This is a genomic window from Desulfosarcina sp., assembly GCF_041551955.1.
Classification (GTDB): domain Bacteria; phylum Desulfobacterota; class Desulfobacteria; order Desulfobacterales; family Desulfosarcinaceae; genus Desulfosarcina.
This window is the reverse complement of the sequence record NZ_JBFELV010000154.1, coordinates 1-10077: the sequence shown is the minus strand read 5'-3', so window position 1 is coordinate 10077 and position 10077 is coordinate 1. Positions and strand designations below refer to the sequence as shown.

At 55.9% G+C, this 10077-nt stretch carries 14 protein-coding genes and 1 pseudogene; 2 read left to right on the top strand and 13 right to left on the bottom strand.

From position 1 onward, the window contains the following. The 13 genes and pseudogenes from ABYV26_RS13095 to ABYV26_RS13035 form a co-directional block, all read right to left on the bottom strand. Positions 1–141: pseudogene (locus ABYV26_RS13095) on the bottom strand (alanine dehydrogenase); the annotation flags it as partial. Between the two features lie 63 nt (positions 142–204). After that, positions 205–348, bottom strand: a complete 144-nt coding sequence (locus tag ABYV26_RS13090; protein WP_372681665.1) for a hypothetical protein — start codon at positions 346–348, stop codon at positions 205–207. Beyond that, positions 342–803: an aminotransferase class III-fold pyridoxal phosphate-dependent enzyme gene (locus tag ABYV26_RS13085; RefSeq protein ID WP_372681669.1), complete on the bottom strand. Its 462-nt coding sequence runs from the start codon at positions 801–803 to the stop codon at positions 342–344. Before ABYV26_RS13085 ends, ABYV26_RS13090 begins: the two co-directional genes overlap by 7 nt. Then, positions 722–1078: a hypothetical protein gene (locus ABYV26_RS13080; protein WP_372681663.1), complete on the bottom strand. Its 357-nt coding sequence runs from the start codon at positions 1076–1078 to the stop codon at positions 722–724. The genes ABYV26_RS13085 and ABYV26_RS13080 overlap by 82 nt, the downstream gene beginning before the upstream one ends. 68 nt (positions 1079–1146) lie before the next feature. Next, entirely contained in the window at positions 1147–2934 is a 1788-nt protein-coding gene (gene xsc / locus ABYV26_RS13075; RefSeq protein WP_372681661.1) for a sulfoacetaldehyde acetyltransferase, read from the bottom strand. Positions 2935–3220: 286 nt separating this feature from the next. Next, positions 3221–3880 (bottom strand): GntR family transcriptional regulator, encoded by a 660-nt coding sequence (locus ABYV26_RS13070; protein ID WP_372681659.1) that lies wholly within the window; start codon positions 3878–3880, stop codon positions 3221–3223. A gap of 44 nt (positions 3881–3924) precedes the next feature. Continuing rightward, positions 3925–4662 carry an aspartate/glutamate racemase family protein gene (locus tag ABYV26_RS13065; protein WP_372681657.1) on the bottom strand — a complete coding sequence of 246 codons (738 nt, stop codon included), beginning with the start codon at positions 4660–4662 and terminating at the stop codon, positions 3925–3927. A gap of 86 nt (positions 4663–4748) precedes the next feature. Then, complete coding sequence (locus tag ABYV26_RS13060) at positions 4749–4988, bottom strand: pyridoxal-phosphate dependent enzyme (RefSeq protein ID WP_372681667.1); 240 nt, start codon at positions 4986–4988, stop codon at positions 4749–4751. Between the two features lie 51 nt (positions 4989–5039). Continuing rightward, on the bottom strand, positions 5040–5228 hold the full coding sequence (locus ABYV26_RS13055) for a hypothetical protein (protein WP_372681656.1): 189 nt from the start codon (positions 5226–5228) through the stop codon (positions 5040–5042). Then, on the bottom strand, positions 5212–5484 hold the full coding sequence (locus tag ABYV26_RS13050; RefSeq protein ID WP_372681654.1) for a pyridoxal-phosphate dependent enzyme: 273 nt from the start codon (positions 5482–5484) through the stop codon (positions 5212–5214). The genes ABYV26_RS13055 and ABYV26_RS13050 overlap by 17 nt, the downstream gene beginning before the upstream one ends. An 89-nt stretch (positions 5485–5573) precedes the next feature. After that, on the bottom strand, positions 5574–5954 hold the full coding sequence (locus ABYV26_RS13045; RefSeq protein ID WP_372681653.1) for a RidA family protein: 381 nt from the start codon (positions 5952–5954) through the stop codon (positions 5574–5576). 11 nt (positions 5955–5965) lie between these two features. Further along, positions 5966–7045, bottom strand: coding sequence for a DegT/DnrJ/EryC1/StrS family aminotransferase (locus ABYV26_RS13040; protein WP_372681651.1), 1080 nt, complete (start codon positions 7043–7045; stop codon positions 5966–5968). 26 nt (positions 7046–7071) lie between these two features. Then, positions 7072–7785 (bottom strand): histidinol dehydrogenase, encoded by a 714-nt coding sequence (locus tag ABYV26_RS13035; RefSeq protein WP_372681649.1) that lies wholly within the window; start codon positions 7783–7785, stop codon positions 7072–7074. A 785-nt stretch (positions 7786–8570) separates the two neighbouring features. Between ABYV26_RS13035 and ABYV26_RS13030 the strand changes: the two genes are divergently transcribed. Beyond that, positions 8571–9461 (top strand): universal stress protein, encoded by an 891-nt coding sequence (locus ABYV26_RS13030; RefSeq protein ID WP_372681648.1) that lies wholly within the window; start codon positions 8571–8573, stop codon positions 9459–9461. 67 nt (positions 9462–9528) lie between these two features. Beyond that, positions 9529–10077, top strand: a 549-nt coding sequence (locus ABYV26_RS13025; protein ID WP_372681646.1) for a hypothetical protein, incomplete at its 3' end; no start/stop codon positions are given.

Sequence of the window (10077 nt, the reverse complement as noted above, 5' to 3'; positions counted from 1 at the left end):
GTCGGCAAAGCCGCTGCCGGCGCCGGCGCCTTTCTCCACCAGCATGTCATGCCCGTTCATTTTCATGATTTCTACGCCCGCCGGGGTCATGCACACGCGGTTCTCTTCCGTCTTGATCTCTTTGAGTATTCCGACTTTCATCTTTTCCTCCCTTTCGGTTGTCGCTGCCGTTTATCTGCAGGATTGCTGCAATCAGTTTTCGGTTCAAGAAGACGTAAATTTTTCGATGGCTTTTTTGACCGCCGCCACGATCTCGTCGATGTCCGCTTTGGTGGCGATCAACGCGGGTGCACAATTCAGGATCGTGTTGTTGCCCGGCAGCGAGCTGTTGGTTCTGCCGATCAGCACGCTTCGGCGGCCACCATGCCTATGATGCGTCCCATCTCCGCTTCGATGATCGGTTCTTTGGTGGCCTTGTCTTTTACCCGCTCGAGGCCGCAGAAAAGGCCTTTGCCGCGCACATGGCCAACCAGGGGCATGCAGGAGCTGGCCAGCCCCTTGGCCATGGTGACCATGTCCGGATCCACATTGTACTGCTCGAAGCCCCAGAATTTTCCGGTGCGGCCGAATTCGCAGACCACTTCGTCCATGATCAGGTAGATGCCGTAGCGGTTGCAAATCTCCTGTAGCATCGGATAGTGTTTCGGGACCGGCACGATGATGCCGCCGCCGGCGGTGATCGGTTCCACGATGCAGCCGCCGATGGTGTCCGGCCCTTGCTTTAACATGACGTCTTCCAAACTGCGGGCACAATCGATGTCGCAGCTCGGGTAGGACTTGTCAAAGGGGCAGCGGTAGCACAGGGCGTGGGGAAACTCATAAAACCCTTTGGCAAAGCGGCCGAAGTCCTGCTTTCCCTGCCGTGACCCACCATCACGCTCCAGACGCCACCGGCGGTCGCATCGAGGACCTCTCTGCCTCTAATGTCCGTTACCCGAAGCCCCTTGCCTTCGACGATAATCATCTGCTCGGCAGACTGGAACACCTGGTGGGGCTTGATGTGGTACCACAGGTAGTCCCGGTCGCCGCGAACCATCGCTTCGGTATCGTAATCGTTCCAATTGACGGTCGATTGCATGGTTTGTCTCTCGATAGGAATGGTCTTGGTTGAGTGCACCGCCTCGATCGCGCAGCTAGGTTGCGGTCCTACACGCCTTGTTGGGGGCGCATATCGGCCTTGTCGATACCCGCGACGGCAACCGGTTTCTTCATGGCATCGCGGCGGAAGGGTTCGCCCAGTTCCTTGTTGTTCAGGACCTCGATGAAGGTGGTCGTACCGTTTTCCATCTGGGCCTTGATGGCTGCGCTCAGCGTCGCGGTCAGGTCATCCATGTTGGTGACCTGGACACCTTCCATGCCGCACGCGTTGGCGATGCCGGCATAAGAGACATTGGTGTCAAGCTCGGTGCCCACGAAGTTGTCATCGTACCATAAGGTGGTATTGCGTTTTTCGGCTCCCCACTGGTAGTTGCGGAAAATGATCATGGTGATGGCGGGCCACTGGTCGCGTCCGCAGGCCGTCATTTCATTCATGGAGATCCCGAAGGCGCCGTCACCGGCAAAACCAACCACGGGAACGTCCGGTTTGGCGATTTTTGCGCCCAGGATGGCCGGGAAACCATAGCCGCAGGGCCCGAACATGCCCGGGGCCAGGTATTTACGGCCGGTTTCAAAGGTCGGATAGGCGTTGCCGATGGCGCAGTTGTTGCCGATGTCCGAAGAGATGATGGCATCGACGGGCAGCGCCGCCATAATGGCCCGCCAGGCCATGCGGACCGTCATTTTTCCGGGCTCATTGTCCTTGGCGCGTTGGTTCCAGGTCGTGCCGGGATCGTCTTCTTCGTGATCCATGGTAGACAGCTCCTGGGCCCAGTCGGCCTTGGCCTTGGCGATGGCTGCCTTGCGGGCGTCGCGCCCCGCGTCTCCGGCGGTGGCGGACAGCTGCGCCAAAATGGCGGTGGCCACTTTTTTAGCGTCGCCGGCAATGCCCACGCTGACCGGTTTGGTCAGGCCGATGCGGTTGGGGTTCATGTCCACCTGGACGATGGCGGCATGCTTCGGCCAGTAGTCGATGCCGTAGCCGGGCAGGGTAGAAAAGGGGTTCAATCGGGTTCCTAAGGCCAGCACCACGTCCGCTTGGGAAATCAATTGCATGCCGGCTTTGGAACCGTTGTAGCCCAGCGGGCCGGCGAACAGCGGGTGGCTGCCCGGGAAGGCGTCATTGTGCTGGTAGCCGCAGCAAACCGGCGCGTCCAGACGTTCGGCCAAGGCGATGGTGTCCTGGATGGCGTCGCCGATGACCACGCCGCCGCCGTTCAGGATTACCGGGAACTTGGCCGTGGACAGCAGTGCAGCGGCCCGGGCGATGGCTTCATCGCCGCCGGGCGGACGCTCGAATTCGATGATGGCGGGCATCTCGATCTCGATGACCTGGGTCCAGAAATCACGGGGAATATTGATCTGGGCCGGGGCCGACGCCCGTTTGGCCTGAATGATCACCCGGTTGAGCACTTCCGCGATGCGCGACGGGTGCCGCACCTCTTCCTGGTACGCCACCATCTCTTCGAACACGGCCATCTGGGGGACTTCCTGAAAACCGCCCTGGCCCATGGTCATGTTGGCGGCCTGGGCGGTCACCAGCAGCAGCGGGGTGTGGTTCCAGTAGGCGGTTTTGACCGGCGTCACGAGGTTGGTGATGCCGGGGCCGTTCTGGGCGATCATCATGGACATCTTGCCCGAGGCGCGGGTGAACCCGTCGGCCATCATTCCGGCGTTGCATTCATGCCCGACATCCCAGAAGGTGATCCCTGCCTTGGGAAACAGGTCGGATATGGGCATAAACGCCGAGCCGATGATCCCGAACGCGTGTTCGATGCCGTGCATCTGCAGCACTTTGATAAAGGCCTCTTCGGTGGTCATTTTCATGGTTGCCATGGGTAAGCCCTCCTAAAATAAGATAGTTTTTGATAGGTTCAGTCTTCTGATATCTGATACATCAAATACCACCTAACCCGTCAAGATTATTTTCCAGGAAATTTTTTTTAATCCGGTGTCGGTCCGTTTCAGATGAACACCTCCGATACAATTCGGTTCATTCAGGGGCCGAGCGATGATGACATCGTGGTGCCGTGCATCCATTAATGGTCGGAAAGGACGTCAGTCGCGACATCCAACAACAGTTGAAAGTATGACCCGCTTGGTCATGGATCGAAGATCGAAGCTACTCGAAAGGAACGTTTAATAATTTACTGAAAGTGTCTTTGATAATTTCAAGCCCGCTTTTAATATTGATTTCAAAAGCCGCTTTCACTTCTTCAGGATTCTTTCGTTTAAGCGCGTCGAGTATGGCCCGGTGCTGCTGATTGAATTTAATGCAGTGGTCTTTCTCGCGCCGATAAACATTCAGCACGCTTTCCACCGATTGAACCAGTGCCTGGGCAATGTTGCAAAGATGGGGAAGTTTTGATGCAGCACAAATGACGCGGTGAAACTCCCTGTCCAACTGGTAGTGATTCCGGGGAAGTTCTTCCATGCGCGCGATCAACGCTTCGAGCTTGAGAATATCGGCATCGGTCAGGTTGTCGATGGCCTCGACGGCAAGCTTGGCTTCCAAATCCGCCCGCAGATCATAAATATGAAGGATCTCTTTTTGGGTTGGCGGCGTGGCTACGATGGCGCCTTTGTATGGGATATTTTGAACCAGTCCGGATCGATCCAGGCGCATGAGGGCTTCCCGTATGGGGCCGCGTCCAATGCCCAGTTCGGCTTCGAGTTCAGAAATCACCAGACGGGTTCCGGGGAGCTTAGCACCGGTGAGAATCATGTCCCTTATCTTCTCATAAGCCTGCAGGGACTTCATGAAGGATTTGTTGTCAACCAAGTTTAACGCTCCTTTGGATGGCCCTTACAATTGGGGTCCAAGCTCTATAGGGTAAGGTCTGCACGGTCCACAAGCTTTTTTCGGTTGGTTGCCACCAGGACGATCTCTGCTGCCAGGATCTCGGCTGCATCCAGGGCGCATAAGGGGAGATTTTCCCCAAGGGTGCTGAGTTCGGTGCAGGCAATCAGTGCGATTTCCGCCCCCTTTTGCTTCAGGTGTTGACCCACTTGACGATAGTCCTCCCGCACGCTGGGACCGGTGTCGCCTTTTTTAACCGCCTTGATGACGCTCAACAGGCGCGCCTGTTGATCAGGATCGGGCCATTGGTCTTCGATTCCCAATCGGCTGAATCGCCGGGTATAAAGCCCGGTCATGGCCACTGCCGGCGAAGCCAGCAACCCGATTTTGCGATGGTTCGGATAATTGTCGTTAACGTGGTCGGCCACTAGATCGATCAGGTTGATCACCGGAATGGTGACGGCTTGCTGCACTGCGTCATAGTAGTAATGGGCGGTGTTGCAGGCAATTGCCAGGAAATCCGCCCCCCAGGATTCGAGCCGCCGGCCCATGTCCGCCATGCAGGGGCCGGGATCTTCGCCATGCCCTTCGATAATGGCTTTTATTCTGGACGGCACCTTGGGATTGTTGTCCACGATACAGCGGATATGATCGGCATCGTCCACCGCCGGGGTCAGGCGGATGATGCGCTGCATCAGGTCGACCGTGGCTTCCGGGCCCATGCCCCCTAAAATTCCAACGATTTTTTCTCTTTTTTCTTTCATCTTCTTTGAGCCATTTAAGCGCTTGGGCTTGAAAGCCTCTGCGAGCAGAGGCTCTTGTTTCGGCACTGATGATAAGACCCATCCAATTAACGCTGTCGGCAGGAGTCCATATAGGCGAAGAGGGCAGGGGATCCGCCGGTGTGCAGGAAAAGCACATTTGCACCCTTGGTGAAATGCCCTTTCCGTACCCGATCGATCAGCCCTGCGGCCGCTTTGCCGGAATAGACGGGGTCAAGGAGAATGGCTTCGGTTCGGGCCAAGGGTTTCACGGCTTCGACCATGGAATCGGTCGGCAAAGAGCAGCCCGGACCGGCGTACTGATCAATACAGACGATAGCTTCGCGGGCGATGCCGCTTTTTTCGCCGAGCTTTTCGGCTCATTCCCGGGATAGCTTGCAAACAATCTCTTCCTGAACAGCTTTCGGCCGGGAAACATTGATCCCACTGATCGGGGTTCCCCCGTTGACGCCGGCCATGCCCCCTGCCATGCCGGCATGGGTCCCGACCGAACCCGACGGTACGATGATGTGGTCGATGGCAAGGCGCTGGTCATTGAGCTGTCCCATGGTTTCCTTTGACGCGTTCTTCGAGGATCAGGCGGCAGTCGAGGCCCCCCTTGGCCGACCAGGCGGCCGTGAGTCTGGCGTGATTGGATTGCACGGCGCCACCGGTGATGATGGCATTCGCACTCTTTTCAAGTGCATCGGCGATGCAGAATTCGAGCGTTCTGGTTTTATTGCCGCCGCCGGACCCCGGAAGAAGATCGTCCCGTTTGATGTAAAGGCTGAGATCGCCGCCGAACGCCTTGTTCAGGGAGGGCATGCTCTCGATGGGGGTCGGACCCTGAAGATAACTTCTCCTGGGCCAAATTTGGTAAAATTCATCGGTTTTCCTCTCCTTGTGGATTGGCGCTAGAGTTGAAAAATGGCTTCCACTTCAAGATCCGCCCCCAAGGGCAGCGCAGCGACCTGGAAGGCGCTGCGCGCGGGGTAGGGCTCGTTGAAGTATTGGGCATAGACCTGGTTGACGGCTTGAAAGTTGCCGATGTCGGCAAGAAAAACGGTCGTTTTGACCGCATGGTCCAAGGTTGTCCCGGCTGCCTTGGCGATGGCTTCGAGATTCTTGAAAACCATGTGGGCCTTGTCTTCAATGCTGCCGTCGGGAATTTTTCCGGTCGCCGGGTCAATGGGAAGCTGGCCGGAGGTAAAGAGCAGTCCGTTTGACACCACGGCCTGGGAATAGGGGCCGATGGCAGCCGGGGCACGATTCGTTTTAACTGTTTTCTTGGACATGATGGTTCTCCTTATTTGAGTATTTTCGCTGAAACGTCTCGGATGATCTCCAAGATAAGCCGGCAGTCATCCAGGGTAAAGGTCAGGGGGATACGCATGTCGCACATAACGGCAAGGATGCGGTTGGTGTTGGCCAGATCGGGCAGGCTGTTAAAGTACCGCCAGCTTTCATAGGCGCTGGTAAATCCCACCGGCTCTTTGTTGCCCAACCATTTGAGCTCGACGCCCCGCTTCAGGCACTCGGCGAGAAATTCTTCGATGGTCGTCTCAGCCTGGCCGATCAGGGAGAACTGGATGGAACTGCCCACATTATTTTCGCGGGGATCCCGCCGGGGGCAGGCAATGCCGTCGATTTCGTTCAGCCCTTGGTCGGGGATCCGGTAGCGCTTGTTCCCGCGCTCGCCCTGCGCGTCCAATACGTTGAGCGGGGGGCTCAAGATGGCTGCCCGCAGATTGCCCATGCGGCTGGAGAAATTGGGGACCATGGTCTTGATGCCCTCGAATCCCTCCATGCCGGGCCTTGACGTGTGGCGTTCGTAGAGCATGCAGGAACCCGAATAGGAGATGGCGCGGGCGATCAGCTCCGGGTCGTCGGTGACCAGGAGGCCGCCTTCGCCTGAATTCATCTGCTTGTAGGTCTGGGTGCTGAAGCAGGCGGCCGTGCCGAAAGAGCCGGACTTTTTACCGTCCCAGGCGGCGCCCATGGTGTGGGCGCAATCTTCGATCAGGACAAGACCATGGGCGGCGCAGATTTCCATGACCCGGTCCATATTGGCGATGTGACCGCGCATGGGGGAGCGCATGAACCAGCGGATGTCAGACGCTTTGGCTTTTTCTTCGAGGTCATCGCGGGCGATGGTGTAATCGTCCACGATATCGACCAACTCGATGGTTGCACCTGAATTTTCTACCGCTCCGGGGACAGGCGTGAGCGTGTATGCATTGCCCAGGGCCTTGTCGCCCGGTTCGACATGGTAGCGGTGAAGTTTGCCGGATTTTAATAGGGCGACCGCTTTTGGGATGCCTTCTTCACCGATCGGTTCCTGGAGGGTGAAATCCGTGGTGAATCGTTTTTTTTGCGTATCAGTCATGCTGCATACTTCCGAGTTAAGCCGAATCAATATTTGGTCTGTTCGTAAACCTCGAAATCCCACTCCTGTCCAGGAAAGTATTTCCTCAGCCGCCAGTCGCATGCCCGGGCGTGACCTTCCATACCCGCGACCCGCGACAGACGGGAGGTTGCGCCGCTGATCATCCGGTTGGCTTCCTGGCTGACCTCCTGATAGGTATAAATATTCAAAAATTTCATGACGTTGAGCCTGCCAGAATAGTGACCGGCTTTTTTTGTGGACAGGATGTGATTGGTGCCCGAGCGCTGGTCGCCATCGGGAACCGTGCGGCCTTCACCCAGAAACAGCGATCCATATGAGCTGAGATCTTTGACCCGCCGGTCCAGGTCATCCGCCATGATCTGAACGTGCGCGGCGGCATACTCGTCGTTGACCCTGCACAGTTCTTCCCGGTCACGGCAGAGGACGATTTCACCATAGTCCCTCCAGAAGGCTTCGGGGACTTCAGGATTGGGCATGTCGGCAATGATTGGGGGGATCACGTCAAGCACCTTTTCGACGAGTTCTATTGAATCGGTGAACAGCCACACCGGGGAATCGTATCGGTGTTCGGCCTGGGAAAGCAGATCGACGGCGATCGTCATGTCGTCGGCTGATTTGCCGGTAAACAGGCCGACGGCCATGGTGGCGATGGCCTGAGCGCCGCCCCTTTTCAATGCTTCTTCCGCAGATGCGGATACCGGCAGCATCAACGCTGCCACAAGCAACATCACCAGGCTGAACTATGTATATGGTTTCATAATTCCTCCTCCGTTGAAATGGGTAAACGACCTTCTGTCGAACGGCGACTTGCCATGCGGTTCAACAACGCTTTCGTCGATATGCATAAAAACGGCGTATGAACGATTCGTTCATGCGCCGCGGGTGAAAGACATGCTTTGATGCGGAGTCCGAGGCACTGTTGGAATTATCGGTGCGGGTTTTTGCCCAGCCAGGTTTGAGTCCACTGGAGGTGTCTACCGAGAATAGGGTGGCTGTTCCAGTTTGCCCCGACTTCGTGTTTCGTTCATTGCGTTACGTGGAAACCATCCGGGTGTCAATAAAAAAACATAAAATATTTTATAAAATATTTTAATACAGTGGGTCCAAAATCGGTTCGATGCAGAGGCAAACAATACAAATTTTTATATTTATTTTATTTCTTTCCGTCCCGCATTTGAGACAAACCCTATTGCTGTTGTCAAGTCGGGTGCGGCCGCCTCCCGGCCAAAGAACGGGCCATTGTCGGCCAGAGGTGACAACCAGACTTTATTGGTATAGGATAATATAAAGTGTCGATCGACAAATGACCAATTTGCCTGATATCTTCGTTATGCGCCAACGTTTATCCTATTGCCGTAACCGTTCGCATGGCCACCATTGGTATTCATCGCCAGTTGCCGCTCAATATTTTCCAGCGCGACTCATTGGGTTTGTTTACAAGACAACATCTTGCCCGAGTCCTTGTTGAAAACGACAACCATACCATCCTGCCAAGGGGGAAACCATGAGAATACTACCCAAAACCATCTTGAGTGCGATTGATTTTTCGGCGTTCACCGATATGATCTATTCCTACAGCGTCGCGTTATGCAAAAAGTATGATGCGAAGCTATTGTTGGTCCATGTCACCACCGAACTGAAAACGCTGCTTGAACACAGCGAAACCGCCCTTGATGTGGAAGCGCTTCAGGCGGAGAATATCCGTTACGCGCAGGAACGCCTCGAGGAGCGGGCAAAGGATCTGCCCGTAGAAAATGAGATCATCATCGGCCAAGGAACGCCAGCTGATATAATCAGCCGGCTCGCCTCCGAACAACAAGCAGATATGGTGATCACCGCCACCCACGGCAAAACCGGTTTTAACCGACTATTATTGGGCTCCGTTACCGAAAAACTGATCAAAACCCTTCACTGCCCCCTGCTCGTGCTGCCTCCGCAGGAGCATGTGTCGATGCCCCCGGCCGCGGTTGAAATAAAACTGAATAAAATATTGGTCGGATGCGATTTCTCGTCGGACTCTAAACTTGCCTTTGACTATGGCCTCAGCCTGGCGCAGGAGTTTCAGGCGGAGCTTCACCTCTCCCATGTCATTAAACCGTCCCTTTATAAAAATGAACGCCAGGGAATCGATCAACTGCGCGAAAGGTTGGCGAAGAAACTCGACGGTATGGTTCCTGAAAACTGCCGCGCCTGGTGTACCGCCACAAGCGTCCTGCTCGAAGGGGAACCCTACATCGCGTTGATGGAGTACGCCAAGAAGCAAGGAATGGACATGCTTGTATTGGGCATTCGGGGGCACACACTGTGGGAAAAGCTGTTGGTGGGATCCACCACCGATCGACTGATCCGCCACGCTCCAATTCCGGTGCTGGCGGTTCGGCAAATTGAGGGATAGAAGATAGTGCTAGGGTAGGGCGCTTCGACAATCAACCGTATGGGTGACCCGAATCAAGGAAGTGGACATGAACAACAAGAGATGGACTGCAGTGGCAGGGGTAATACTGCTGGCCGGCATCGTTGCCAGCATAATCTTTTTCCAACAACGCAACGATGCCCGACAGCGCTGGGGTGAAAGCCGTGAGCAGATCGCCGAACTCGACCGGCGCAATGAGGAGCTGAAGGCGTTATTGGAAAACCAGAAGTCTCATCTCAGCGCTGAAGCGGCTCTTGCGCAGAAAAAGCAGGCGGCGCTGACAGCGGTGGAAACCCAGGTGACCGAATTGAAGGCCCGGTTGGATCAGGGTCAAGCCGAACTGGACACCGCCAATGAGCATTTACGACAGATCACAGATGAGACAGAAAGGCTCAAAAGGGTGCTGGCGACTGCCCAGGAAACGGCTGCCGACCATGCGGGCGAACGCGACCGGCTGGAAGCGGAGCGAAAGAAACTGGTATCGCGGATGGCCGTCATGGAGGGTGAAGACACCAAGCGAGGTGCCATCATCGCAGCCCTGGAGAGTCGGGTGGCGGAACAGGAAACAAGGATAGCCTCACTCGATAAAAAGAGCCGG

Excerpts from the sequence above, each read along its gene's own strand:
- ABYV26_RS13080 (WP_372681663.1), bottom strand. The coding sequence starts at position 1,078 with ATGCAATCGACCGTCAATTGGAACGATTACGATACCGAAGCGATGGTT.
- xsc (WP_372681661.1), bottom strand. The coding sequence starts at position 2,934 with ATGGCAACCATGAAAATGACCACCGAAGAGGCCTTTATCAAAGTGCTG.
- ABYV26_RS13065 (WP_372681657.1), bottom strand. The coding sequence starts at position 4,662 with ATGAAAGAAAAAAGAGAAAAAATCGTTGGAATTTTAGGGGGCATGGGC.
- ABYV26_RS13055 (WP_372681656.1), bottom strand. The coding sequence starts at position 5,228 with ATGGGACAGCTCAATGACCAGCGCCTTGCCATCGACCACATCATCGTA.
- ABYV26_RS13050 (WP_372681654.1), bottom strand. The coding sequence starts at position 5,484 with ATGCCCTCCCTGAACAAGGCGTTCGGCGGCGATCTCAGCCTTTACATC.
- ABYV26_RS13045 (WP_372681653.1), bottom strand. The coding sequence starts at position 5,954 with ATGTCCAAGAAAACAGTTAAAACGAATCGTGCCCCGGCTGCCATCGGC.
- ABYV26_RS13040 (WP_372681651.1), bottom strand. The coding sequence starts at position 7,045 with ATGACTGATACGCAAAAAAAACGATTCACCACGGATTTCACCCTCCAG.
- ABYV26_RS13030 (WP_372681648.1), top strand. The coding sequence starts at position 8,571 with ATGAGAATACTACCCAAAACCATCTTGAGTGCGATTGATTTTTCGGCG.